Annotated in this window: 27 protein-coding genes and 1 pseudogene; 11 read left to right on the forward strand and 17 right to left on the reverse strand. The window is 64.7% G+C overall.

The window, feature by feature from the left end; genetic code table 11:
- Positions 1–59 precede the first annotated feature (59 nt).
- The 7 genes from DCO48_RS16540 to DCO48_RS16570 all read right to left on the reverse strand — a co-directional run bounded on the left by DCO48_RS16540 (position 60) and on the right by DCO48_RS16570 (position 8,091).
- Complete coding sequence (locus tag DCO48_RS16540; RefSeq protein WP_116551689.1) at positions 60–2,057, reverse strand: M3 family metallopeptidase; 1,998 nt, start codon at positions 2,055–2,057, stop codon at positions 60–62.
- Between the two features lie 120 nt (positions 2,058–2,177).
- Positions 2,178–3,368 (reverse strand): multidrug effflux MFS transporter, encoded by a 1,191-nt coding sequence (locus tag DCO48_RS16545; protein WP_116551690.1) that lies wholly within the window; start codon positions 3,366–3,368, stop codon positions 2,178–2,180.
- Positions 3,369–3,426: 58 nt separating this feature from the next.
- On the reverse strand, positions 3,427–4,035 hold the full coding sequence (locus DCO48_RS16550) for a thermostable hemolysin (RefSeq protein WP_116551691.1): 609 nt from the start codon (positions 4,033–4,035) through the stop codon (positions 3,427–3,429).
- 10 nt (positions 4,036–4,045) lie between these two features.
- On the reverse strand, positions 4,046–5,521 hold the full coding sequence (locus DCO48_RS16555; protein WP_116551692.1) for an AMP-binding protein: 1,476 nt from the start codon (positions 5,519–5,521) through the stop codon (positions 4,046–4,048).
- Positions 5,521–6,453, reverse strand: coding sequence for a TauD/TfdA family dioxygenase (locus tag DCO48_RS16560; protein ID WP_116551693.1), 933 nt, complete (start codon positions 6,451–6,453; stop codon positions 5,521–5,523). The genes DCO48_RS16555 and DCO48_RS16560 overlap by 1 nt, the downstream gene beginning before the upstream one ends.
- A 155-nt stretch (positions 6,454–6,608) precedes the next feature.
- Positions 6,609–7,541 (reverse strand): LysR family transcriptional regulator, encoded by a 933-nt coding sequence (locus DCO48_RS16565; RefSeq protein WP_116551694.1) that lies wholly within the window; start codon positions 7,539–7,541, stop codon positions 6,609–6,611.
- 46 nt (positions 7,542–7,587) lie between these two features.
- The gene (locus tag DCO48_RS16570; RefSeq protein ID WP_116551695.1) at positions 7,588–8,091 is read right to left on the reverse strand and encodes a MarR family winged helix-turn-helix transcriptional regulator; all 504 of its coding nucleotides are present in this window, start codon (positions 8,089–8,091) and stop codon (positions 7,588–7,590) included.
- Positions 8,092–8,250: 159 nt separating this feature from the next.
- On the opposite strand from DCO48_RS16570, the gene DCO48_RS16575 reads away from it, so the two are divergent.
- Both DCO48_RS16575 and DCO48_RS16580 read left to right on the forward strand, forming a co-directional pair.
- Positions 8,251–9,087 (forward strand): alpha/beta fold hydrolase, encoded by an 837-nt coding sequence (locus tag DCO48_RS16575; RefSeq protein ID WP_116551696.1) that lies wholly within the window; start codon positions 8,251–8,253, stop codon positions 9,085–9,087.
- A 9-nt stretch (positions 9,088–9,096) separates the two neighbouring features.
- Positions 9,097–10,290, forward strand: coding sequence for an MFS transporter (locus DCO48_RS16580; RefSeq protein ID WP_116551697.1), 1,194 nt, complete (start codon positions 9,097–9,099; stop codon positions 10,288–10,290).
- Between the two features lie 44 nt (positions 10,291–10,334).
- Here the strand turns inward: DCO48_RS16580 and DCO48_RS16585 are convergent, their stop codons facing one another.
- Both DCO48_RS16585 and prlC read right to left on the reverse strand, forming a co-directional pair.
- Positions 10,335–10,601: a YheV family putative zinc ribbon protein gene (locus DCO48_RS16585; RefSeq protein ID WP_116551698.1), complete on the reverse strand. Its 267-nt coding sequence runs from the start codon at positions 10,599–10,601 to the stop codon at positions 10,335–10,337.
- Positions 10,598–12,649 (reverse strand): oligopeptidase A, encoded by a 2,052-nt coding sequence (gene prlC / locus DCO48_RS16590; protein ID WP_177410621.1) that lies wholly within the window; start codon positions 12,647–12,649, stop codon positions 10,598–10,600. The genes DCO48_RS16585 and prlC overlap by 4 nt, the downstream gene beginning before the upstream one ends.
- A 90-nt stretch (positions 12,650–12,739) precedes the next feature.
- On the opposite strand from prlC, the gene DCO48_RS16595 reads away from it, so the two are divergent.
- Complete coding sequence (locus tag DCO48_RS16595) at positions 12,740–13,288, forward strand: gamma carbonic anhydrase family protein (RefSeq protein ID WP_116551722.1); 549 nt, start codon at positions 12,740–12,742, stop codon at positions 13,286–13,288.
- Positions 13,289–13,317: 29 nt separating this feature from the next.
- Complete coding sequence (locus DCO48_RS16600) at positions 13,318–13,971, forward strand: HAD family hydrolase (RefSeq protein ID WP_116551700.1); 654 nt, start codon at positions 13,318–13,320, stop codon at positions 13,969–13,971.
- A 33-nt stretch (positions 13,972–14,004) separates the two neighbouring features.
- Here the strand turns inward: DCO48_RS16600 and DCO48_RS16605 are convergent, their stop codons facing one another.
- Positions 14,005–15,105: an aminopeptidase gene (locus tag DCO48_RS16605; RefSeq protein ID WP_165840786.1), complete on the reverse strand. Its 1,101-nt coding sequence runs from the start codon at positions 15,103–15,105 to the stop codon at positions 14,005–14,007.
- Between the two features lie 109 nt (positions 15,106–15,214).
- Here DCO48_RS16605 and DCO48_RS22750 point away from each other — a divergent pair.
- Positions 15,215–15,334, forward strand: a pseudogene (locus DCO48_RS22750) (hypothetical protein); the annotation flags it as partial.
- Positions 15,335–15,386: 52 nt separating this feature from the next.
- Positions 15,387–15,800: a hypothetical protein gene (locus tag DCO48_RS16610; RefSeq protein WP_116551701.1), complete on the forward strand. Its 414-nt coding sequence runs from the start codon at positions 15,387–15,389 to the stop codon at positions 15,798–15,800.
- 3 nt (positions 15,801–15,803) lie between these two features.
- Here the strand turns inward: DCO48_RS16610 and DCO48_RS16615 are convergent, their stop codons facing one another.
- Complete coding sequence (locus DCO48_RS16615) at positions 15,804–16,037, reverse strand: DUF1161 domain-containing protein (RefSeq protein WP_116551702.1); 234 nt, start codon at positions 16,035–16,037, stop codon at positions 15,804–15,806.
- Between the two features lie 183 nt (positions 16,038–16,220).
- Between DCO48_RS16615 and DCO48_RS16620 the strand changes: the two genes are divergently transcribed.
- Positions 16,221–17,225 (forward strand): LLM class flavin-dependent oxidoreductase, encoded by a 1,005-nt coding sequence (locus DCO48_RS16620; RefSeq protein ID WP_116551703.1) that lies wholly within the window; start codon positions 16,221–16,223, stop codon positions 17,223–17,225.
- Between the two features lie 78 nt (positions 17,226–17,303).
- On the opposite strand, the gene DCO48_RS16625 is transcribed toward DCO48_RS16620, so the two are convergent.
- On the reverse strand, positions 17,304–17,525 hold the full coding sequence (locus DCO48_RS16625) for a DUF1161 domain-containing protein (protein ID WP_116551704.1): 222 nt from the start codon (positions 17,523–17,525) through the stop codon (positions 17,304–17,306).
- A 38-nt stretch (positions 17,526–17,563) separates the two neighbouring features.
- On the reverse strand, positions 17,564–17,779 hold the full coding sequence (locus DCO48_RS16630) for a dodecin (protein ID WP_116551705.1): 216 nt from the start codon (positions 17,777–17,779) through the stop codon (positions 17,564–17,566).
- Between the two features lie 153 nt (positions 17,780–17,932).
- On the opposite strand from DCO48_RS16630, the gene DCO48_RS16635 reads away from it, so the two are divergent.
- Entirely contained in the window at positions 17,933–18,259 is a 327-nt protein-coding gene (locus DCO48_RS16635) for a YqjD family protein (RefSeq protein WP_116551706.1), read from the forward strand.
- Here the strand turns inward: DCO48_RS16635 and DCO48_RS16640 are convergent.
- The gene (locus DCO48_RS16640) at positions 18,256–19,152 is read right to left on the reverse strand and encodes a LysR family transcriptional regulator (protein WP_116551707.1); all 897 of its coding nucleotides are present in this window, start codon (positions 19,150–19,152) and stop codon (positions 18,256–18,258) included. The genes DCO48_RS16635 and DCO48_RS16640 overlap by 4 nt on opposite strands.
- A 111-nt stretch (positions 19,153–19,263) precedes the next feature.
- On the opposite strand from DCO48_RS16640, the gene trpB reads away from it, so the two are divergent.
- Both trpB and trpA read left to right on the forward strand, forming a co-directional pair.
- Positions 19,264–20,481 carry a tryptophan synthase subunit beta gene (gene trpB, locus DCO48_RS16645; protein WP_116551708.1) on the forward strand — a complete coding sequence of 406 codons (1,218 nt, stop codon included), beginning with the start codon at positions 19,264–19,266 and terminating at the stop codon, positions 20,479–20,481.
- Positions 20,478–21,290 (forward strand): tryptophan synthase subunit alpha, encoded by an 813-nt coding sequence (gene trpA, locus DCO48_RS16650; protein WP_116551709.1) that lies wholly within the window; start codon positions 20,478–20,480, stop codon positions 21,288–21,290. Before trpB ends, trpA begins: the two co-directional genes overlap by 4 nt.
- 50 nt (positions 21,291–21,340) lie before the next feature.
- Here trpA and DCO48_RS16655 read toward each other — a convergent pair whose 3' ends face one another.
- The 3 genes from DCO48_RS16655 to hemF form a co-directional block, all read right to left on the reverse strand.
- The gene (locus DCO48_RS16655) at positions 21,341–21,670 is read right to left on the reverse strand and encodes a DOPA 4,5-dioxygenase family protein (RefSeq protein ID WP_116551724.1); all 330 of its coding nucleotides are present in this window, start codon (positions 21,668–21,670) and stop codon (positions 21,341–21,343) included.
- A 130-nt stretch (positions 21,671–21,800) separates the two neighbouring features.
- Positions 21,801–22,625, reverse strand: coding sequence for a shikimate dehydrogenase (gene aroE, locus DCO48_RS16660; RefSeq protein WP_116551710.1), 825 nt, complete (start codon positions 22,623–22,625; stop codon positions 21,801–21,803).
- A gap of 40 nt (positions 22,626–22,665) precedes the next feature.
- Positions 22,666–23,592, reverse strand: a complete 927-nt coding sequence (gene hemF / locus DCO48_RS16665) for an oxygen-dependent coproporphyrinogen oxidase (RefSeq protein ID WP_116551711.1) — start codon at positions 23,590–23,592, stop codon at positions 22,666–22,668.
- Positions 23,593–23,748: 156 nt separating this feature from the next.
- On the opposite strand from hemF, the gene DCO48_RS16670 reads away from it, so the two are divergent.
- Positions 23,749–24,726 carry an NADPH:quinone reductase gene (locus DCO48_RS16670; RefSeq protein ID WP_116551712.1) on the forward strand — a complete coding sequence of 326 codons (978 nt, stop codon included), beginning with the start codon at positions 23,749–23,751 and terminating at the stop codon, positions 24,724–24,726.
- The last annotated feature ends 14 nt before the right edge of the window (positions 24,727–24,740 follow it).

A 24,740-nucleotide genomic window follows, 5' to 3' on the forward strand; every position in this document is an offset into this window, starting at 1 on the left:
GCTAGAAGCCTGGCCTGCCGGCGTTAAGGCCGAAGGCCTTCTCGGCGGGCGACGACTGCTCAGCCGGCGTCATGCCAGCTGAGGAACGGTTCGAGGCTAACCGGCCGCCCGCGAAACGCGATGAAGCCCTCAGACAACGGGCGCAAGGTGCCCGGCGCGAAGATCGCCTGCTCGAACGCCTTGCCCGTGGCGCGGTTGCTCAAGCCTTCCTGCTCGAATCGCTCGAAAGCATCCAGCGCATGCACCCGCGACCACAGGTAGCAGTAGTAGCCCGCCTCATAGCCGGTAACCAGATGATCCAACGCACTGGCCGGCCGCTCGAAGTCAGCCAATGGCCACGGCAGCACGCTGTTGTACACCGCCTCGGCGAGCGCGCGGACACCCTCGGCAGGCGCCTGCTGGTGCAGGCGCAGATCGAACAGCGAGGCCGCCAACTCGCGCGCCAGGCGCAGGCACTCCTGCTGCCGCCGGTTTTTCAGGAAGCCTTCCAGACGCGTTTGCGACACGGCTTCGCCATGCTGGTAATGGGCGCTGATGCTCGCCAGCCAGGGCGCCGACCAGGCCCAGCGCTCCAGGGTTTCGGCGGGAAACTCCGAGCCGTCCTCGCCCAGGCGCTCCAGGCGAGTGAGGCTGTACTCGCTGTGGCTGACGAGAAATTGATGCAGACAATGGCCGAACTCGTGGAGCAACTTGCGCAGTTCCAGATGGCTGACCAACGCCGGCTCCCCCTCCGGCGGCTGGCGCACCGTGCAGATCAGCACGGCGGCAGCCTTGTGGAAAACCCCTTCGGCATCGCTGTGCCGGTTCCACATGCGCAGGGTCCAGACAGCATCGTCCTTGTGCTGCCGACCCAGCGCATCGATGTACAGGTAGCCAAGCAGGGCATGGTCCTGCGACACCTCGTAAACCTGCACATCGGCATGCCAGGTCGGCAGTTCCGGGTTGTGGACAATGTCCACGGCAAACAGCTGCCGCGCCAGCGCCAGCATGGCCTGCAGCACGCCATGAAGTGGAAAGAAGGTGCGGAACTGCTCGGCCGACACGCCTGCCGAGCGCTGGTTTGCGGCGCGCAGCTGGTAGGCGACGTCCCAGGGCTGCAGGGCGCCGCCATTCAGCGCTTCCAGACGCTGACGCAAGCGCGTGAACAGCGGTCGGGCCTGGGTGAGCAACTGGTCGAGGAACTGCTGTACCTGAGCCACCGAGTCGGCGGTTTTACGCTCCACGCTGAGGTCGGCGAAGCTGGCGAACGAGAGGATCTGCGCCTTCTCATGGCGCAGGGTGGCGAGGGTGTGCAGTACCACGGCGTTGTCCGGCCCCGGGTCCAGTTCGCTGGCGCGGGCATGGAAAGCGCGGTACACCTCCTCGCGCAAGGTGCGGTCTTCGGCGTATTCCAGCACGGCCTGGCAGGTATCTTCGCGCAGCGGAATCAGCCAGCCCTCGCGGCCTTCGGCAGCGGCCAGTTGCGCCATCGCCGCCAGCTCCAGCGCTGGCACACCAGCCATGCGCCGAGGGTCGCTGACCGCAAGGGTGCGTTGCGCTGCCACACCGAGGTTGGCACCAAAGGCGCCCTCCAGGACGAGGATGCGGGCCTTCAAGTCGGCCAGCCGTTCGCGTTCGGCGGGCGACAGGGTGCCGCAACTGATCCGAAAGCTGTGCCGCAACTGCGCCAGGACCGCCTTGCGCTCGACGCTCAGGTTCTGCCCGTGGGTACTGGCAGCAAGGCGGTCGTAGAGCGCGTAGAGCTCGACGTTCTGCTCTTTTTCCACACGGTAGATTTCGCTCAGGAAATAGCATTCGTGCACCGCCTCGCTCCAGGGTGAGCCCCGGTTGGCCAGCGGGATGATCGCGCAGAGGACGCGGTTCAGGCGTGCATCGAGGGCGTCGACCGCCTTGACCAGGTCGTCCCAGGTCGGCAGGTGTGCCTGGCTGGCGACGATGCGCTGCAAGGCCTGGCGGTTGGCGGCAATGACCTGGCCGATGGCCGGCAGCAGGTGCTCGATGCGCAGTTGGTCGTAAGGGGCAAGTTCGAAGGGTTGCAGCAGGGGGTTGTCGCTCATGGGGGACTCCTGACGTGATGAAGGGCGCGTCACTTTCAGGATTTGTGCGTGGGGCTGGGGGCTAGCTATCTAGCACCGCCAAAACGCATCGCGGAACGACTCGTCCCGCGATGCGATCCGTCAGGTCAACGCATGCCGATAGGCCTGCTGCATGCGCACGAAGCCCACCAGCGACAGCGCCAGCAGCGCCGCAAAGATCCCGGCAATCTGCCAGTTGCTCTCACTCGGCACATAGCTCGCCAGCCCCGAGGCAATCGAACCGAACACCAGCATCAGGCAGCCCTGCAGGCTTGCCGCCACCCCGGCGCGGTCCGGGAACAGCGACATCGAACGGGCCATGGCGTTGGAGAAGATGAAGCCCTGGCCAAAGGCAACGATCATCACCCCCAGCAACGCGCTCCACAGGGTCAGCTCCAGCGGCGTCACCAGCATCACCGCGATCCCCAGCACGAACAGCGCCACCCCGGATTTCATCAATTGCTCGCTGGCCACCCGCTTGATCAGGGCACGATTGAGCAGGGTACCGCTGAGGTAGCACACGCCCACGCCCAACGCCGTCGAGCCGAAGAACGAAGCGCTGTAGCCAAGCTTGTCCTGAACGATGTACGGGCCGATCACGTTCCACATCAGAAAGGCCGAGAAGCTGCCGCCGATGATGATCACCGAAGACATGAAGCGCACGTCGGTGATCACCGACCTGTAGCCTCGGATGGTTTGCGCGGCGGTGCGCTTCTTCTCCGGTGTCAGCGACTCGCGCAGCCCGCCCAGCACAAAACCGAGCACAGCCAGCCCATACAGGCTGTAGAGCACGAAGTTGTAGCGCCAGCCGAGCCATTCCTCGACCTTGCCGCCAATGAACGGCGCGATCACCGGGCCCAGACCGAAGGCCAGGCTCAGGTAGATGATCGCCACGCCGAAGCGTTCACCCTTGATGTTGTCGACCAGCAGCGCACGCGCCACCACCTGGCACGAACCGATGGCGAAGCCTTGCAGCGCTCGCGCCAGCAACAGCATCTCGATGGAGGTGGAGAAGGTCGCCAGCAGGCTGCCGGCAATGAACATCAGCAGGCCGAGAATCACCGCCGACTTGCGCCCACGGGAGTCGGCCATGATGCCGAAGAACAGTTGGCCGATGGCATAGCTGATCAACGTGATGGTGATGGTGTTCTGCATCAGGCTGGGGCTGGCCGCCAGCTCACGGCCAATGGAAGGAATGCTCGGTGCATAGAGGTCGATGGCAATGCCGCCGACACTGTTGATGAACGGGGCAAGAAACACGATGAAGTTTTCGTAGCGCTTGTTTTGCGACATAAGGTCACCAGGCGTCTGGAGAGCAGGGCCGGCACCTGGCCGACCCTGCCCGTTTTTATTAGGCGCTGGCCGCGAAGGCCAGCCCGGTGTTTGCGACGGGCCGTGCCACCGCCATCCACGGGTTGCGCTGCTGGTCCACCACCTCGGTGCCAAGGCTGAACACCACCACGCGCGGGTCGTGGTCGTAGTAGCTGCCCCAGTCCACCTCAGCCGTCTGCACCCGGTGCAACTGCGCCGGGCCGTGGTCGGCGAAGTCGACGATCAGCGGGCGCAACAGCTCGCGGACCTTTTCTGTCGCGGTCATCACCACCAGCTGATAGTTCTGCAAGGCCAGGGTGCGCAGCAGCTTGGAGAGCAGGAAGCGCCCGGCACCCGGCTGGAACGCCGAGAAGGCACCGATTTCGAGGATCTGCGCGCGCTCGACGCCATATAGCTCGTCCAGGCCTTTATCCAGGTAACGCTCGCTGAACAGCTGGCCGCTGTCGCCGTAGGTCAGGCCGGCGCAGGCGTAGCCGGGCGCGGCGCCGTCCTGCCCGGTAAGGCAGACGAACTGATCGGGACGCGGCAGCGGGTTGGCGTCGAAGTGCGTCAGGTAGTGGCTGCGCACGGTCTCTTGCAACAAGCGGTAGCCAGGGCGGCCTGGGTAGAAGCTGCGGACGATATACATGGGGCGATCCTCAGGCCTGGTACAGCGAATCGGCGTAGGCCGCTTCGATTTCCTTGCGCCGTGGCCTGCCGGTCACGGTGTAGAAATCGCTGCGGAACTGCTCGATGTCGTTGATCAATTCGAAGCGGCGGATCCGTGCGAAGTCCGCCAGGCGATGTTCCAGGCGCTTGAGCTCGGCCACCACATCGGCGTGATTGGCCTGACTCAGGACAATCGCCGCCGGCTCGTCGCGGCCTTCGCCCATAACGATCAGGTCGTCGATCAGCGGGCTTTCCTTGTAGATCGTCTCGACCCATTCCGGGGAAATGTTGCGCGCCGTGGACAGGATGATCACGTGCTTCTTGCGCCCGGTGATGTACAGGAAACCGTCGCGGATCTCGGCGATATCGCCGGTATGCAGGTAACCGTCGGACAGGTCGCAGGCGGTGTCGTCGGCGTTGTAGTAGCCGGCGCAGAGCGTCGGGGTGTCGACCAGCAGTTCGCCGTCGACGAATTTTGGAATGATCCCGTCGAGCAGCTTGCCGGCCGAGCCGATGCGCCGTTGGCCCGGGTAGTTCAGCGAGATGATCGAGCTGTTCTCGCTCAGGCCGTAGGCCTCGTACACCTCAATGCCCTTGCGGTCGAGCGACTCCAGGGTGGCCAGGGGGATCTTCGCCCCGCCGGTGATGATGTGCGGGTTGTTCACCCCGAACAGCGCGGTGGCGCCGACCGGGTCGAGCAGGCCGTCGGCCTCTTCCAGCAGCTTGGGCGGCAGGTAGAGGAAGTTCGGGTTGTTCGGCGCGATCAGCTCCAGGTAGTGCCGCGCATTGCCGGAGGCCGAGCCGTATTCCGGCACACCTTCGGGCATCAGCGTCAGGCTGCCGCCGGAGAGGATCGGGATGAACACCCCGAGCACCTGCTCGATCAGCAGGCTCATCGGCACGATCGAGAAGTAGTGCAGCGGCTGCGGCGGCAGGCGCTTGAGCACGTTCTCCACCAGCAGGCCGACCGCTTCGTCGCGGATCATCACGCCCTTGGGTTTGGAGGTGGTGCCCGAGGTGTGGATAACCGAGACGATACCCGGCGCAATGCGCTCGCCGCCTTCCAGGGTGCCGCGCAACTGCTCGATGTTCGACGGCAGCAGCCACGGTTTGCCCGGCAGAATGCGCGAGATACGCTGGCCGGTCTGTTCGTCGCGAACGAAGATCGCGCTGGCCTTGGACAGCAGGCTGCCGATCTGGTCGTCGGAAAATTCGATCGGCACTGGCAGCAGCACACCGCCGACTTTCTGGATCGCCAGCAAGGTGCTGACCCATTCGTAGCTGGAGCGCATGGCAATGCCGAACACCAGCCGGTCGCAGGAACCGAAGATCGCCTGCAGGCCGTTGGCGATGCGCTCGACATCGTCGCGCAGCTCACTCAGGCGATAACTGCGGCCATTCATTTCACGGATCAGGTCACGGTCGGCGCTGGTCGCCAGGTAGTCGAGCATCAGTGTGGAGATCATCACAGTGCCCCCTCCAGACGGTAGCTTTGCGCACCGAAGATCCGGCGGCCGGTGTCTTCGAGCTTGCGCCGGCCATGCATGACCCGGCTGTTGTCGATCACCACGATGTCGCCTTTCTTCCAGAAGTGGTCGTAGGTGTTGCGCGCGGTGACGTCCTTGATTTCGTCCCAGATGTCCATGGCAATATCTTCGCCATTTTCCCAGGTAATACGCGGCGGCTCGTAGTTCACACTTGGGCCGAGCATCGAGTTGCAGAAGCTCAGGCGCTTGGAGAAGCAACTGCGCACAATCGCGGAGGTTTTAAGCTCGGTATAAATCAGGTTCTGGTCGATGCGCCGGTAAGTTTGCCCTTCGACCATGTCGTTAACCTGTTGCAGGTGTTCGTCGGTGATCTGTTCGAACGGCAGTTGCAGTTCCACACTGAGGAACCGCCGCACATTCGCCCAGGGAATGCGCCGGGCATATTTGATCCGGTTGTTCTCGAACAGGCGGCGGGTCGCCGGGCTCAGGTCGAACAACACGCGCTGGCCGTCGCACATGGTGGTTTCCGAACCGACCCGGGCTTCTTCCAGGCAGTAGAACCATTGCAGGTCGGGGTTGAACGGCAGGTTGCCATTTTCCCGGTGCAGGCCCATTTCCAGCAGGCCGGCATTGATTTCCGCGGTGTTGGCAGTGGACGCGGTACGCGCAGGGTCGAAAGTAACTTTCGACGAATGCGCACTGACGAAATCGTTGAATTCCTGCAAACCGTCACCGAAGTCGCGGTACACCACCATGCCACTGTGGGCGAGGTCGGCGTACAACTCCTGGGTGGATACCGACTCGGTCACTTTGGTGGCCGGCGATACCGAGTAGATGCACTCGAAACCATAACCTGGGGTGGGGTTACGGAAGTAATTGTGGATAACGGTTTGCGCAGTATTCGCAGACATGGGTTCGTTCCTCCTTGATCGATATTCGGCGCGGCTGCACCGAGTACGATCAAGTTAGGGGAAAACCCATGGGGGGTGGTTTTAACATTTCGAAATGCATTCGGAAAAATTAAAACCGGTTTTAAAACAACCTGTTGCGGCAATTAAAAAGCGTATTACGGATTATTTTCGGCGGCCGCCGCCTGCATCAGTTCGCGCAGCATGCGCAGGTCCTGGCTGCCCTTGCGCTCGCGGCACCAGATCATGTCGAGGGTGAAGGTCGGAAAGCCCAGCGGCGGCTCGAACACCTGCACGCCCTCGGGGATGGTCAGCAGCTTGACCAGCCGCGAGGGCAGGGCCAGGGTCGCCGGCAGCGTCGAGATGATGTTCAGGCAGGCGTGGTAGGTGTTGGCGCGGGCCACCACCATGCGCGAGCGGCCGATCTTCTCCAGCCAGCTGTCGACCATGTTCTTTTCCGAGATCCACGGCGTAGGGAACACCTGCGGCATCGAGCAGAACTCGTCGACGCTGAGGTTCGGCTCGTCGCTACTGCGGCGGATGCTGGTCAGGCAGACGAAGCTGTCGGTAAGGATCGGCTCCCATTCCAGCTCCGGGTGCATCTGGTGATAACCGGGACCGAAACCGATGGTCAGGTCGATATCGCCGGACAGCAGGCGGTCGACCGGCAGGTCGCGGCTGAGCCGGTCGACATGTAGCGAGACGTTCGGGTTGTTGCGGATCAACCGCTGCAAGGCCGTAGGCATCAGCGACAGCTCGAAATATTCCGGCGCACAGATACGCCAGACCTTGGCGATGCTGGAGATGCCCTCGGCGTTGATGTCCTCGGCGCAGCGGTTCACCGACTCGACCACCATGCGCAGGTATGGGTTGATCTTCTCGGCCTTGGTCGAGGCGGTAAGCACGCCATGCGAGGAGGCGAACAGCACGTCGTCGAAACAGGTCCGCAGCCGTTTGAGGCAGTAGCTGACGGTGGGCTGGCTGATGTTCATGATTTCCGCGGTGCGCTTGGCGCTGCGGTGCTCGAACAGGTTGAGGAATACCACGATGTCCTGCAGGTCCAGCTGTTTCAGATAATTGCTATGAAGCACACGCCTCTCCCTGGTTGGTAATACCGCATTCCGTTGCTGACGCCGCTTAGCTGGGCACCACTTCACCCGGCAGGCTGAGCATCACCTGCTTGAGCAATTCGGCCAGCTGGGCACGCTGCTCCGGCGCCAATGCCCCGAGCGCCACGTCCTGAATCTGCGTGTGCACGCCCACAGCCGACTCGATCAGCGCCAGACCCTGCGCCGTCAAGCCGACGTGCTGGCTGCGCCCATCATGCGGGTCGGGCACGCGGGCAATCAAGCCGGCGCTTTCCAGGCGCATCAGGCGGTTGGTCATCGCCCCCGAGGTGACCATCAGCGAACGGTACAACTGCGTCGGTGACAAACGATAGGGCTGGCCCGAACGGCGCAGGGTGGCCAGCACATCGAACTCGCCTTCCTTGAAGCCGAAGGTCATCAGCGCGTCGGCCCGCATTTTCTCCAGATGCTTCATCAGCCGCGACATACGCCCGAACACCAGCATGGTCGAGGCATCCAGCTCGGGCATCGCGGCCTGCCACTGGGCCACGACGAAATCCACATGATCGTCCAACTGCCACCTCTTGCCTGGTTTTGTCGATAAGTCGACAAGCCTATGCGCCAGGCCACGGCGCCGTCCAATCCGTGTACTGCACTTTTATGACTACCATGTATCTTAACGTTAAGTTATTTTGGCGACGCGCTTCATCAAGGACGACGACGGGAGACTGGCATGTCATTTTTTTTCCACGACCAGCAAGAGTATTACTACGCCGATTTCGGCCAGGGCGATCCGGTCGTGCTACTGCACGGCCTGGGCAACACCGGCCGCGCCTGGCTGCAACAAGTGCCGGCGCTGCTTGCCGCCGGTTACCGGGTAATCGTCCCGGACCTGGCCGGGCATGGCGCCTCGGCCGGCCTGCAGGCGCCGATGTCGCCGGCCATGCAGGCCAAGGCGATCATCCGTCTGCTGGAACATCTGGGCCTGGACTGCGCCGATATCGTCGGCCTGTCGCTGGGCGGCATGGTGGCTCTGGAGCTGACCATCGCCGCGCCCGAGGTAGTCAATCGGCTGGTGGTGGCCGGGACCTTCTACCGCCTCGACACGCCCAACGATCGCGGCATGCTCGACGACTGGTGTCAGGCCCTGGCCCAGCCGCATGGTTGCCTGAAGCGCTTCGAAGCGACCTGGCCGCTGCTGGTGGGCGAGCGCTTCATGGACACCGCCCAGGGCCTGGCGGCCTATCAGGCCTGGCACGCGCAGGCAGCCAAGGACAACCACAGCAATCACCTGCACTGGTGCGCCGGTTTGCGCGGCTACAACGTCGAGGCCGAGCTGGCCTCGATCCGCCGGCCGACCCTGGTGACCTATGCCGACCAGGACCGCATCAGCCCGCGGCGCATCTCCCGGCAGATCGCCGCGATGATCCCCAACAGCGAATGCGTGGGGATTGCCAACGACGGACACGTATTCAACGTGTCGGCCAGCGATGAGTTCAACCGTACGCTGGTCGGCTTCCTCGGCACTACGCACGCGGCGGGTTCGCCGCTCACCTCTTTTTCCGTGTAAAGGACTGCCATGAAAAATCCCACTGCACAAAGCCCGGTCTCTCACGGCTGGGTGATTCTGGTCATTTTGCTGGTCGGCTTGAACCTGCGGCCGATCCTCGCCGCCATCGGCCCGCTGCTGGCCGACATCCAGCAGGCCACGGGCCTCAGTAGCGGCGGTGCCGGGTTACTGACCACGCTGCCGGTGGTGGCCATGGGCATCTGCGCGTTGAGCGGCGCCTGGTTGCAGCGCAACCTCGGCGAAACCCGCGGGGTGGGCCTGGGCCTGGCGATCATTGGCGTGGCGTGTGCGCTGCGCTGGGTGTTCAACGATGCCGCCGGGTTGATCCTGACCGCCGGCCTTGGCGGCGCCGGGATCGCCCTGGTGCAGGCCTTGATGCCGGCTTACATCAAAGGCCATTACCCACAGCGTGCCGGGCAACTGATGGGCATCTTCACCACCGGAATCATGGGCGGTGCGGCGATTGCGGCGGCTTCGGCGTATCCACTGGCGCAAGGTAGCGGCTGGTCGGCGACGCTGGCCCTGGCGGCGCTGCCGGCGTTGCTCGGGGTGCTGGTGTGGGTGCTGTGCGCAACGCGGGCGAGCACTTCGGCGGGCAAGGCGGCGGTGTCGCTGCCGTTGCGTTCGGCGCGGGCCTGGTTGCTGATGGTGTTCTTCGGCATTGGCACCGGGGCGTACACACTGGTGCTGGCGTGGTTGCCGCCGTTTTACGTGCAACTGGGCTGGAGTGCTTCGGACAGTGGTTACCTGCTGGGTGCGTTGACGCTTACCGAGGTGGTGGCCGGGTTGATCGTGTCGTTCTGCATCGGCAAGTTCCCGGACCGCCGGGTGCCGCTGATTGTGGTGTTGCTGCTGTTGCTGGCGGGGTTGGCGTGTCTGATCCTGGCGCCGTTGCCATTGGCGTTGTGGGCGGCGTTGTTGCTGGGGCTGGGGATCGGGGCGTTGTTCCCGCTGTCATTGATCGTGACCATCGACCATGCCGTGGATGCGCCGAGTGCCGGGGCGTTGCTGGGGTTTGTACAAGGCGGTGGGTATTTGATCGCCAGTACCATGCCGTATGTGGCTGGGCTGATCCGTGATCACTCGTCGAGCTTGCAGCAGGCGTGGGTGGCGATGGGGCTGGGGGTGTTGCTGTTGTTGGTGCTGGCGTTGTATCTGAGGCCTGGGTTGAAGATCAGCGAGGCACGAATGGTGGCGGCCTGACGGGCCTCATCGCGGGACGAGCCCGCGATGAGACCCCACCGATGTCACTCAGCCGGCTTCTTCAACTTCGGATTGGGGAAAAACTGCACCGTCTGCACACTCGGCTTCGCCGCCGCAGGCTGCGCCTGGTTAACCCGAGTGCCCAATTCCTTGGGCACCGACAACCCCTGCTCATTGAGGGTGTCGCTGAACCCGCACGCCACGCACTCACGGTGCGGAACACCCTCCTCGTTCCACATCATCAGCTTGTCCGGCTCGCTGCACGCCGGGCAGACCGCCCCGGCAATGAAGCGTTTCTTGGTCTTGCTCATGCCGCCTGTTCCTCGCTCAAACCACAATGGCGCAACAGTGCATCGATCGACGGCTCACGCCCACGGAAGTCGACGAACAGCCGCATCGGCTCCTGCGAACCACCCCGCGCCAGAATCGCTTCACGGAACGCGCGGCCCGTCTCGGCATTCAACACACCTTCTTCCTCGAACCGCGAGAACGCGTCCGCCGACAACACTTCAGCCCACTTGTAGCTGTAGTAACCGGCCGCGTAACCGCCAGCAAAAATATGCGCAAAGCTGTTCGGGAAGCGGTTGTACGCCGGTGGACGCATCACCGACACCTCGTCGCGCACGCCTTCGAGCACTTCCAGCACGCTGCGGCCATCGCCATGGCTGGCATGCAGTTCGAAGTCGAACAGCGAGAACTCCAGCTGGCGCACCATCATCAGCCCGGACTGGAAGTTCTTCGCCGCCAGCATCTTCTCCAGCAGATCCTGCGGCAACGCTTCGCCACTTTCGTAATGCCCGGAAATCAGCGCCAGGCCCTCAGGCTCCCAGCACCAGTTTTCCATGAACTGGCTCGGCAGCTCGACCGCATCCCAGGCCACGCCGTTGATGCCCGACACGCCCGCATGCTCGATACGGGTCAGCAGGTGATGCAGGCCATGGCCAAACTCGTGGAACAGCGTGGTCACTTCATCGTGGGTCAGCAGCGCAGGCTTGCCGGGCGCGGCCGGGGTGAAGTTGCACACCAGGTTCGCCACCGGGCTCTGCAGGCTGCCAGCCTCGGTACGACGACGGTCGCGGGCGCCGTCCATCCAGGCGCCGCCACGCTTGTTGGCGCGCGCATACAGGTCGAAGAAGAAGCGCCCGACGTGCTCGCCGTGCTCCTTGATCTCGAACAGGCGCACATCCGGGTGCCAGCTATCGAAGCCCTTCAGCTCGGCAATCTCGATGCCGTATAGGCGCTGAACGATGGCGAACAGGCCGGACAGCACCTTGTCGATCGGGAAGTAGGCGCGCAGGGTTTCCTGGGAAACGCTGTAACGCTGCTCACGCAGCTTCTCGCCAAAGTAGCCGCTGTCCCAGCTTTGCAGGTCGCTGGTGCCTTGCTCGGCGGCATACGCCTTGAGCTGAGCCAGGTCCTGGGCGGCGAACGGTTTGCTGCGCGTGGCCAGGTCACGCAGGAAGCTCAGCACCTGGTCGCTGGACTCGGCCATTTTGGTTGCCAGGCTCAGCTCGGCGAAGTTGGCGTAGCCAAGCAGCGTGGCCAGCTCCTGACGCAGGTCGAGAATCTCGCGCATCACCGGGCCGTTGTCGAATGTGCCGGCATTCGGCCCTTGATCGGAGGCGCGGGTGCAGTAGGCGGCGTAGATCTCTTCGCGCAGCGCACGGTCGCTGGCGTAGGTCATGACCGCGTAATAGCTCGGGAACTCCAGGCTGATCAGCCAGCCGTCGAGGCCTTTGGCCGCGGCCGCGGCCGCCATCTGCGCCTTGGCCGAATCGGTCAGGCCGGCCAGTGCCGATTCGTCGGTAACGTGCTTGGTCCAGGCCTGGGTCGCGTCGAGCAGCTGGTTGGAGAAGCGGCTGCCCAGCTCGGACAGCTTGCTCTGCACCTCGGCATAGCGTTTCTGCTGGTCGGCCGGCAGGTCGATACCCGACAGGCGGAAATCGCGCAGGGCGTGGTCGAGAATAGTCTTTTGCGCCACATCGAAGCCGGCGGCTTCGTCGCTGGCAGCCAGGGCCTCGTAGGCCTGGAACAATTCGCGGTTCTGCCCCAGCTCGGTGGCGTAGGCGCTCAGCGCCGGCAGGCAGGACTCATAGGCTTCGCGCAGCTCGGCGCTGTTGCACACCGCATTGAGGTGGCTGACCGGGCTCCAGGCGGCGCCCAGGCGGTCGTTAAGCTCGTCCATCGCCAGCACCAGGCCAGCCCAGGTCGGCTGTTGGCCCTGGTTTTTGAGAATCTCGGCAATGGCGGTACGGTTGTCGGCCAGGATCTGTTCAATCGCCGGCAGCACGTGCTCGGCGCGGATTGCCGAGAAGGGCGGCAGGTCATAGGACTGCAGAAGCGGGTTGTTCGCACTCACGGTTGGACACCTTGGCAGAAGAAACACCAGCCCATCTTAATTACAATCGACGCCGACCGCAGCTATCAGCCTTAGAGAGAGATGCTATTCATGGCCATTCGCACCTTCCAGAACCATACGCCGCGCCTCGGCGCGCGGGCATTCGTCGACCGCAGCGCGGTGGTGCTGGGCGATGTCGAGCTCGGCGAAGACAGCTCGGTGTGGCCGTTCACGGTGATTCGCGGCGACATGCACCGCATCCGCATCGGCGCGCGCACCAGCGTGCAGGACGCCAGCGTGCTGCACATCACCCACGCCGGCCCGTTCAACCCGGACGGCTTCCCGCTGCTGATCGGCGACGACGTGACCATCGGCCATAAGGTCATGCTCCACGGCTGCACCCTGGGCAACCGGATTCTGGTCGGCATGGGCAGCACGATCATGGACGGCGCCATCGTCGAAGACGAAGTGATCATCGGCGCCGGCAGCCTGGTGCCGCCGGGCAAACGCCTGGAAAGCGGCTTTCTCTACGTCGGCAGCCCGGTGAAACAGGCCCGGCCGCTCACCGACAAGGAGCGCGCGTTCTTCCCCTACAGCGCCAGCAACTACGTAAAACTCAAGGACCAGCACCTGGCCGAAGGCTACGACCAGCCCGCGTGATGTTATCCACAGCCCTTTGCGAGACCGCCATGCACCAGCAGAACATTCTTTTCGACCTCGACGGCACGCTCACCGACCCGCGCGAGGGCATCACCCGTTCGATCCAGTACGCCCTGGCCAAGCTCGGTATCGACGAGCCGGACCTGACCAAGCTCGAACACTTCATCGGCCCGCCGCTGCTGCAGGCGTTCCAGCAGTTCTATGGCTTCGACGAAGCCAAGGCCTGGGACGCGCTGAATTTCTACCGCGAGCGCTTCAAGGTCAGCGGCCTGTACGAGAACCTGGTGTTCGACGGCATCGGCGCGCTGCTCGGCGACCTGCAAGGGCAGGGCCGCACGCTGTACATCGCCACGGCCAAGCCGTGGATCTACGCTCGCGAGATTGCCCGGCACTTCGATTTTGCCAAGCACTTCAAGGTGATCTACGGCAGCGAGCTGGACGGCACCCGCACCAACAAGGTCGAACTGATCCGCCACCTGCTCGACGAAGAACGCCTCGACCCGGCGCAAACGCTGATGATCGGCGACCGCAAGCACGACCTGATCGGCGCGCACAGCAACGGCCTGCAAGCGGTGGCGGTCGGTTACGGTTTCGGCAGTTTCGAGGAGCTCACGGCCCAGGCGCCGGCCTATCACGTGGCCAGCGTCAGCGAACTGCACCAGGCGTTCCTGCGTCCTCAGTGAAGCGCCAGCAGTGTCTCGAAGCGGGCGCTCTGTTCATCCCCGACCCGCGGGCGCGGCCAACCTGGCCAGCGCGTCGCGCCGCGCGGCCAGAGGTAACTCGCCTAGCGTACGAGCACGTCGGTAGAAAGTATTCCAGTCCCCCTGCGCCTGCCTGAACAACGCGGCAAATGCCGGCACCCACTGATCGTAGAGGCCGAACGGCAGCAGCTTGGCGTTGTTCAGCGGCGCGTTGATCCAGGCATCGAAACGCTTGTCGCCGGCCCATTGGCTATCGCGCACCTGCCGATACTCCTGGCGCAGGCGCTCGAACTCGGCCTGCTTGCCGGCGCGCATGGCATCGGGCGCCAGCGCCTGGGCATACAAGGCCTTGAGCCGGGCGCGGCTGGCCAACACCAGCGCAACGAACTGGTCGCGCTGCCGCTCGGCGCCCGCCGGCAACGGCGCCAGCCCACGCGCGGCACGCCATTGGCGGGTGCCTTCCTGCTCGACAAAGGTGGCAAACGACTCGTTGAACTCGCTGTCGTCCTTCACATACAGCTGCTGGTGCGCCAGCTCGTGGAAAATCAGCGTGGCCAGGCGTTCGTCGCCCCAGCCAAGCATGGTGTTGAGGATCGGGTCGTCGAACCAGCCCAGGGTCGAATAGGCCTCGACGCCGCCGACATACACGTCCATCCCTGCCAGCCTCTGCAGCGCCGCCGCCCCGCGTGCGGCGCCCTGGCGGTAATAGCCGCGGTAGGCCACGCAGCCGGCAATCGGGAAGCAGTGGGTCTGTGCATCGAGGGAAAACTCCGCCGTGGCGAACACGTTCCACACCACGAACGGCCGGCCGATGTCGGCGTACACCCGGTAGCTGCGGTTGTCCGGCAGCTTCAACTGCCTGCTGGCAAACTCCCGCGCCTGCTGCGAGCGAGCCAGATGCTGGCGCAGGCTGGCGGCGCGCGAGGGGTCGGCCACCACCTCGGCCACCGGCGTACGCGCCCGCAACAGTTGCCATTGGCCGCCGGCCAGCTGGCTGTAGTAGCCCACGCTGCTGCAACCGTTCAGCAGGCCGAGCAGCAGCAGGGGAACCAAACGCAGAAAAACGCGGTCGAGTGCCCCAGGACATGAGCGCAGCAAAAGAACAAATCGAATCATGCGTCGGTGGTCTCGTCTGGCCGCAGTGCTCATTGGCCTCAAGACTATCCTGCCCGCCCGGAGTTTTGCCATGCGAACCCTGCTCGTTGCCAGCACCGTTCTGGCCCTCGCCGGCCAGCGCTACCAACTGGAAGCCGGCAGCATCGGCTTCCGGCCGTGGGCCAAACTCTACGACGAGCAGCGCAAGCTGGTCGGTACCGGCTTACCGGCAGGCTGCCAGCGCACCTGAGCCCACGAATGGCGCTATGCTTGAGCTTTGTCGCCCACCCGTGGAGATTGCCATGCGCCAGCCCGCGATGCTGATCGCTTTCAGTGCACTGGGGGCTTGCGCCAGCCCGCTGCCGCCAGTGGATAGCAAACAGGCCTGGATCGACCTGTACACCGTCACCCCCGGCAAAGTGCTGATGGCCGACCGCCTCGACGGCGAGCGGCTGAACGACGGGCGTTACTTCCAGGTCACGCCGGGCAAGCACGAACTGACCGTGCGCTTCGACTTCGAAGTGTATTCCGGCGGTTTCTCGGTCGATCCCACCGAACGCACCTGCTACCTGAAAATCCGCTACGACGGCTTCGAAGCCGGCCAGCGCTATCGCCTCGAAGCGCGCGCGCCGGCCATGCTGCCGTCGGCCTACCTGTACAACGCACAGCGCCAGGTGGTGGCCGAAGAAGACCACAACGTGTACTGCGTGCCGTAAGGCTTAGCGGTCGTTCTTCTGGTAGATGATTTTCCTGGTGCCGCCGTCGCAGCTGCCCACCACCATGTTCTGGTCGTGGACCTCGGCGTTCGGGACGATTTCCAGGGTGTACGACGTGACGCCCTTGGCCTGGATCTTCGCTTCGATCTCTGCCTTGAGCGCTTCGCAGGGTTTTGGCGCGGCCAGCGCGCCAGCGACCAGCGTCGAAGCCAGCAGGGCGATTGCGATACGGATCATCGGGGACTGCTCCTTGTGACGGCAGGCGCGGGGTTCGCGCCGTTACCTAGCATTCAGAGGCGGCCCCGTGCGGCAAGTTCAAGCCGATTGCGAGGCGCGGCATTGAATCGCCGCGAAGTGCCCATACAGAGAAGGAAAGGCTGCCCAGGCAGCCAACCGATTGCTCAGGAGATGCACACACCGATGAAGCGCCTCGCGGACCTCAAGATTTCCACCCTCGACCTGGTGCCGGTGCGCCAGGATCAAGGCCCGGCGCAAGCCCTGCGCAATTCCCTGGACCTGGCCCGGCACGTCGAAAAGTTCGGCTACAACCGTTTCTGGGTGGCCGAACACCACAACATGGACGGCATCGCCAGTTCGGCGACGGCGGTGCTGCTCGGCTACCTGGCCGGCGGCACCTCGACCCTCCGTGTCGGCGCCGGCGGAGTGATGTTGCCCAACCATGCACCGCTGGTGATCGCCGAGCAGTTCGGCACCCTGGCCAGCCTCTATCCGGACCGCATCGACCTGGGCCTGGGCCGGGCACCGGGCGCCGACCAGCTGACCGCCCGTGCGCTGCGCCGCGAGCGTTCGGGCAGCGCCGACGACTTCCCCGACGACGTCGAGGAACTGGTGCGCTACCTAGCACCGCGTACCCCTGAGCAAAAAGTGATCGCCGTACCGGGGCATGGCACCGAGGTGCCGATCTGGCTGCTCGGGTCGAGCCTGTTCAGCGCCCAACTGGCCGGGATGCGTGGCTTGCCGTATGCATTCGCCTCGCACTTTGCGCCGCGCTACCTGCACGAGGCGATCCGCATCTACCGCGATCACTTCCAGCCCTCGGCGGTGCTCGACAAACCGTACGTGATGCTCGGCGTGCCGATGGTCGTGGCCGACAGCGACGAGCGTGCCGATTACCTGGCCACTTCGGTGTATCAGCGGATTCTGGCGTTGATGCGCGGGCAGAGCCTGATGCAGCAAGCGCCGGTGGCGACGATGGACGGGCTATGGCTGCCGCATGAGCGCGAGGCGGTGGCCAGCTTCCTCGGCCTGGCGATGATCGGCAGCCCGCAGAAGGTCAAGGCCAAGGTAGAAGTGTTGCTGGAGCAGACCGGGGCGGATGAGCTGATCTTTACCTGTGATCTGTATGAGCATGCGGATCGCGTGCGCTCGTACCAGTTGCTGGCTGAGGCGGTGCTGGGCCGTTGAGGGCCTCATCGCGGGACGAGCCCGCTCCCACACCGAACCACTGTGGGAGCGGGCTCGTCCGGCGATAGGTTCACCACCTTAACCGCGGCGATAGACAATCTCTTTGGTGCCACCCTCACAGGTACCCACCACCTTGCCCGCCGGGTCGCCCTTGTTGACGATTTCCAGGGTGTAGCCCTTCACGCCCTTGGCATCGAGCTTGGCGGCAATCTCGCTTTTCAGTGCTTCACACGGTTTGCCCGCCGCCAGCGCCGTCCCGGCCAGCACCATCAAACCTGCCGCTACTACCAACGTCTTCATCGATCGCTTTCCTTGTGGAGATAAAAAAGACCGGCCCATCAGCTATTGGCAATGCGGAAGCCCACTTTCAGGGTGACCTGAAAATGCGCCGCCTTGTTGTCCTTGATGTGGCCGCGGGTGTCGACTACTTCAAACCATTCCAGGTGCTTGATGCTTTTGCCGGCCTCGGCCAGCGCATTGTTGATCGCCTCCTCAATGCTGGTCGGCGACGAGCCGACGAGTTCGATTTTCTTGTAGGTGTGGTGATCGGTCATGGCGGTTCTCCTTGAAGGTTCGCATTGAGCCTAGCAGCGCCTGGTAGGTTTACCTGTGTGGGTAAATGCCGCAGAAAAGTTCGATCCACCCGCACTTTCGCGCCGCCGTGCAGTCGGAACCTAGACACCTACTCACCCTGAAGGAGCGTCACCATGGCCAATAGCTCGCTACGCAAAGCCTCGCTGCAGAGTATGGAAGCGGAAATCGAAAGCCTGCTCAAATCGCTGGAAAGCCTGAAGGACGATGCCTCGGACGAGTCGCGCAAGACCCTCAAAGTGCTCAAGGGCAACGCCGAGAATGCCTTGCGCCATTCCCGTCACCTGCTCAGCGACGCCTATGAGGAAGTGAAAACCAAGACCCGCCAGACCGGCATCGCCACCCGCGACTATGCCCAGGAGCACCCCTGGACCACCGCCGGGGTTGCCGTTGGCGCGCTGGGCCTGCTGGCCGCCTACCTGCTGTGCAAACGCGGCGACTAATCGGCCTGCCGTGCCAGCTCGGCGCGCAGCCATTGCGCCAGCTGGGCGGCGCGCCCGTCGGCGGCGCGGCGCGGCACCCATAGCGCCAGCGCCGCCTCGGTCGGGCAGAAGCCCCACGGCGCCGCCAGGCGCCCGGCGCGCAGATCGTCGGCCACCAGCGGTTGCGGAGCAATCGCCACCCCTAGGCCGGCGACCGCCGCTTCCAGCAAATAATACAAATGCTCGAAATTTTGCCCGTATTTCAGCGCCTGGGCGGCGATGCCTTGTTGCCGGGCCCAGTCCGGCCAGGCTTGCGGCCGCGAGGTGGTCTGCAGCAGCGCCTCCTCGGCCAGGGCCCTGGCCGGAGCGCCCTGCAAACGCTCGAAGCCGGCAAAGTGCGGGCTGAGTACCGGGCCGATGCGCTCCTGCGCCAGCACATGCACCTGCATGTCTGCCGGCCACGGCGGTTCGGCGAACACCAGCAACGCATCCAGCCCCGGCCGGCGCGGGTCGAGGTCGCCTTCGCCGGCCGACAGGTGCAGGCGTAGCTCCGGCAGGTCGGCCTGCAAGCGTCCCAGCCGGGGAATGAACCAGCGCGCCAACAGGCTGCCGGAACAGCCCAGCACGAACGGCGCATCGGCGCTGTCCTGGCTCAGCTCGGCGCAGACGTTGCGCAGGCGCTCGAAGGCATCGCTGCTGACATCGCGCAGGCGTTGCCCGGCATCTGTGAGTTTCAGGCCACGCCCATCCTTGACGAACAGCGCCACCCCAAGATGCTCTTCGAGCACCTTCAACTGCCGGCTGACTGCACCGTGGGTAACGTGCAGCTGTTCGGCGGCCTGGCTGACACTGTTGAGCCGGGCGGTGGCCTCGAAGGCCCGCAGGGCATTGAGCGGGGGCAGTTCCCTGGACATATGACGTGTGAGTTTTCCTGACAGGTTGTGGCGATCTTATCGGTTTTCAGCCGGGCGTGTCGTGGTTAGAGTAGACCCATCGTCAGCCCATACCACGCCCTGGAGCGACCCATGACCCAGACCAACCTTCGCAGCGGCCCCGACGCCAACGGCCTGTTTGGCGCATTTGGCGGCCGCTACGTGGCAGAAACCCTGATGCCGCTGGTGCTCGACCTGGCCCGCGAATACGATGCGGCCAAGGCCGACCCGGAATTCCTCGAGCAGCTGGCCTACTTCCAGCGCGACTACATCGGCCGGCCGAACCCGCTGTACTTCGCCGAGCGCCTCACCGAACACTGCGGCGGTGCGAAGATCTTCTTCAAGCGTGAAGAACTCAACCACACCGGCGCGCACAAGGTGAACAACTGCATCGGCCAGGTGTTGCTGGCCAAGCGCATGGGCAAGAAACGCCTGATCGCCGAAACCGGCGCCGGCATGCACGGCGTGGCCACGGCCACCGTGGCCGCGCGCTTCGGTCTGCCTTGCGTGATCTACATGGGCGCCACCGACATCGAGCGCCAGCAGGCCAACGTGTTCCGCATGAAGCTGCTGGGCGCCGAGATCGTGCCGGTGACGGCCGGCACCGGCACCCTGAAAGACGCCATGAACGAAGCGCTGCGCGACTGGGTGACCAACGTCGATGACACCTTCTACCTGATCGGTACCGTGGCCGGCCCACACCCGTACCCAGCGATGGTTCGCGACTTCCAGTCGATCATCGGCAAGGAAACCCGCGCCCAGCTGCAAGAGAAGGAAGGGCGCCTGCCCGACAGCCTGATCGCCTGTGTGGGCGGCGGCTCCAACGCCATGGGCCTGTTCCATGACTTCCTCGACGACCGCAGCGTGCAGATCATCGGCGTCGAAGCCGGTGGCCATGGCGTCGACACCGACAAGCACGCCGCCAGCCTCAACGGCGGTGTACCGGGCGTGCTGCACGGCAACCGCACCTACCTGCTGCAGGACAATGACGGCCAGATCACCGACGCCCACTCGATTTCCGCCGGCCTGGACTACCCCGGCATCGGCCCGGAACACGCCTGGTTGCATGAGATCGAGCGCGTCGAGTACGTGAGCATCACCGACGACGAAGCGCTGGCAGCGTTCCACCGCACCTGCCGCCTGGAAGGCATCATCCCGGCGCTGGAAACCTCCCACGCCTTGGCCGAAGCCATCAAGCGTGCACCGACCCTGCCCAAGGATCACCTGATGGTGGTGTGCCTGTCCGGGCGTGGCGACAAAGACATGCAAACCGTAATGAGCCATATGGCCGCGCAGGAGAAGCAGGCATGAGCCGTCTTGAACACCGTTTCGCCGCGCTGAAGGCCGAAGGCCGCGCGGCGCTGGTTACCTTCGTTACTGCCGGCGACCCCGGCTACGACGCCTCGCTGGCGATCCTCAAGGGCTTGCCGGCGGCCGGTGCCGACGTGATCGAGCTGGGCATGCCGTTCACCGACCCGATGGCCGATGGCGTAGCGATTCAGCTGGCCACCCTGCGAGCGCTGGAGGCCGGGCAGACCCTGGCGAAAACCCTGCAGATGGTCCGCGAGTTCCGGCTGGATAACCAGACCACGCCGATCGTACTGATGGGTTACTACAACCCGATCCACCGCTTTGGCGTGGAGGCCTTCGTGGCCGAGGCCAAGGAGGCCGGTGTCGATGGCTTGATCATCGTCGACCTGCCGCCGGAGCACGATGCCGAGCTGGCCAGCCCGGCGCAGGCCGCGGGCATCGACTTCATTCGCCTGACCACGCCGACCACCGACGACATGCGTCTGCCGCGGGTGCTGGAGCGCAGCTCGGGGTTTGTCTACTACGTCTCGGTGGCCGGGGTGACCGGTGCCGGTTCGGCGACCACCGAACATGTCAGCGAAGCGCTGGCGCGCCTGCGGCGGCATACCGATCTGCCGGTGAGCGTTGGCTTCGGTATCCGTACCCCGGAGCAGGCGGCGGCGATTGCGCGACTGGCCGAGGGCGTGGTGGTGGGTTCGGCACTGGTCGACAAGATCGCCCAGGCAGCAAACGCCGAGCAGGCCGTGGGCGACGTGCTGGAGCTGTGCTCGGCGCTGGCGCAGGGCGTGCGTGGGGCGCGCAAGGCGTGATAGCGCGCTGAGTTCATCGCCGGCCTTGCCGGCGATGAAGCCACCACCACTCAACTGAAAATCGACAGGTCCAGCGGCCGCACTGCCCCCATCCAGATGGCGTAGTCGCGGTGATCCGCCAGTTCATCCCCGGTCAACGGGTGCAGAAACACCACCAGGCCCTTGCGATACAACGCCAACCACGGCAACACCACCCCGACCACCTCCGGCCCGAATGCCAGCTGGCAGCTCCAGTCCGGGTGTGGCCCGACCGGCTTCTGGTGCATGCGCCCCATGCTCACCGGAAACAGCGCCGCCGCCTCCTCGCACAAGGCCCGCGCCTGCGCCATGCTCGATGCATCGTAATAAACGTGGGCGTGATAGCCCTTGATCCTTTGCACCGTCACGCCCTCTCAAACCAGTTGCCCCGACTATACAAGCCGCCACCGTCGTCGTCTGCCAAGCCCGCCCCCACAGTGGGTTGCGGTGCTCTGGTGGGAGCGTGCTCGTCCCGCGATGAGGCCCTCGACCTCAGCTCCGCGCCAACTGCCGGCGTAACTCATCCAGCACCGGCCCGGTGTCCGGCCGGACCCCGCGCCAGATGAAGAACGCTTCCGCCGCCTGCTCCGCGAGCATACCCAGCCCATCCAGCACCTTGGCCGCGCCATGCTCGGTGGCCCACTGGCAGAACGGCGTCGGCGCCTTGCCGTACATCATGTCGTAGCACACCGTCACATCCGGCTGGATCAGGCTCGGCGCAATCGGTGGCAACTCGCCGGCCAGGCTCGCCGAGGTGGCATTGACGATCAGGTCCACCGGCTCTTGCAGCCAGCCGAAGCCACTGGCGGCCACCGGTCCCAGATCGGCGAATTCGCGTGCCAGTTGCTCGGCCTTTTCCACCGTGCGGTTGGCGATCACCAGCGACAGCGGCCGCTGCGCCAGCATCGGCTCCAGCACCCCACGCACCGCACCACCGGCACCCAGCAGCAAAATGCGCTTGCCGGCCAGGCTCACCCCGGCGTTGACCATCAGGTCGCGCACCAGCCCGGCGCCGTCGGTGTTGTCGCCCTGCAAGCGGCCATCGGCCAGCTTGCTCAGGGTGTTTACCGCACCCGCGCGCTGGGCGCGAGGGGTCAGGCTGTCGACCAGGCGGAATGCCTCTTCCTTGAACGGCACGGTGACGTTGGCGCCCAGGCCCTGCTTGAAGAAGCCCAGGGCACAGGGGGTGAAATCGTCCAGCGGTGCCAGCAGGGTGTCGTACTCCAGCTGCTGGCCGGTCTGGGCGGCGAACAGCCGATGGATCAGCGGCGACTTGCTGTGGCCGATCGGGTTGCCGAATACAACGTACTGGTCCATTTCACGCACTTCCTGAAGGCAAGTTATCCACAAGGGGAGATCAGTGGCCGGCTTTTTCCAGGCCCAGCCAGTCGCGGTCCTGCAGGAAGTAATCGGTCAGGCGGGCCTCTTCGCTGCCAGGTGCGGCCTTCCAATCGTAACCCCAACGCACCTGCGGCGGCAGCGACATGAGGATCGACTCGGTGCGCCCGCCCGACTGCAGGCCGAACAGCGTGCCACGGTCGTACACCAGGTTGAATTCGACGTAGCGACCGCGCCGGTATTCCTGGAACTCGCGCTGCTCAGGGGTATAGGCCGTGGCCTTGCGCCGCTGGACGATTGGCAGGTAGGCCGCGATGTAGGCATCGCCAATGGCGCGGATGAAGGCGAAGCAGGTGTCGAAGTCCCACTCGTTCAGGTCGTCGAAGAACAAGCCGCCAATGCCGCGCGGCTCGCCACGGTGCTTGAGGTGGAAGTAGCGGTCGCACCAGGCCTTGTATTTCGGGTACACGTCGGCACCGAACGGCGCGCAGGCCTGCTCGGCCACACGGTGCCAATGGATACAGTCTTCTTCGTTGGCATAGTACGGGGTGAGGTCGAAGCCGCCGCCAAACCACCAGACCGCTTCTTCGCCTTCCTTCTCGGCGATGAAGAAGCGCACGTTGGCGTGGGACGTCGGCACGTGCGGGTTGTGCGGGTGAATCACCAGCGACACGCCAAGGGCCTCGAAGCCACGTCCGGCCAGCTCCGGGCGGTGGGCACTGGCCGACGGTGGCAGGCCGCTGCCGAAGACGTGGGAGAAGTTCACCCCGCCTTTCTCGATGATCTTGCCGTCGCCGATCACCCGCGTACGCCCACCGCCACCCGCTTCACGGGCCCAGGCATCCTCGACGAAACGGGCGCCGCCGTCTTCGCTTTCGAGCGCGGCACAAATCCGGTCTTGCAGGTCGAGCAGGTACGCTTTAACGGCTTCGGTGCGGCTAGTCATCAGGTCACCTTGAAACGGGCTAAGGCCGGACCAGGCGCGGGCCGGCGACAAATTCGGCGCGTAGCATACCACCGGGGGCAGGGCGCCCGCAGTTGACGGCGATCAAGCAAAGGCGTCCGATAAGGGCCTTCGCGCAATCGAGAGAGGAAAGTGCAAATGGCCAAGCGTATCCAGTTCAGCCAGCTAGGCGGCCCCGAGGTGCTCCAGCTGGTCGACGTCGAGCCCGTCGCCCCAGGCCCGCAGCAGGTACGCGTGCGCAATCGGGCCATCGGCCTGAACTTCATCGATACCTACTTCCGTAGCGGCGTATACATACCGCCGGCGCTACCGTCCGGGATCGGCACCGAAGGCGCCGGGGAAGTCGACGCGGTGGGCGAGGGCGTCAGCCATCTGCAGGTTGGCGACCGCGTTGCCTATGCCGGCGGGCCGCTGGGTGCCTACAGCGAACTGCACGTGCTGCCGGCGGCGAACCTGGTGAAGCTGCCCGAGCGCATCAGCTTCGAACAGGCGGCGGCAGTGATGCTCAAGGGCCTGACCGTGCAGTACCTGCTGCGCCAGACCTACGCTGTGCAGCCGGGCGAAATCATTCTGTTCCATGCCGCGGCCGGGGGCGTTGGCTCGCTGGCCTGTCAGTGGGCCAGGGCACTGGGGGCCAAGCTGATCGGCACGGTGAGTTCGCCGCAGAAGGCGGCGCGGGCCAAGGCGCTGGGCGCGTGGGAAACCATCGACTACAGCCATGAGGATGTGGCGCAGCGGGTGCTGGAGCTGACCGACGGCAAGAAGTGCCCGGTGGTGTATGACGGCGTGGGTCAGGACACCTGGCTGACCTCGCTGGACTGTCTGGCACCGCGCGGCCTGATGGTGAGCTTCGGCAATGCGTCGGGGCCGGTGACCGGGGTGAACCTCGGCGTGCTGGCGCAGAAGGGCTCGCTGTATGTCACCCGGCCGACGCTGGCCAGCTACGCGAACAACGCGCAGAACACCCAGGCGATGGCCGATGAACTGTTTGCGATGATCGCCAGTGGCAAGCTGGTGGTGGATATCCAGCAGACGTATCCACTGAGCGAAGCGGCCCGGGCGCAGACCGAGCTGTCGGCGCGGCGGACGGTGGGGTCTACGGTGCTGCTACCGTGAGATAGGTAGGGAAT

This window comes from Pseudomonas sp. SDI, assembly GCF_003105155.1.
In the GTDB taxonomy this organism is placed as follows: Bacteria; Pseudomonadota; Gammaproteobacteria; order Pseudomonadales; family Pseudomonadaceae; genus Aquipseudomonas.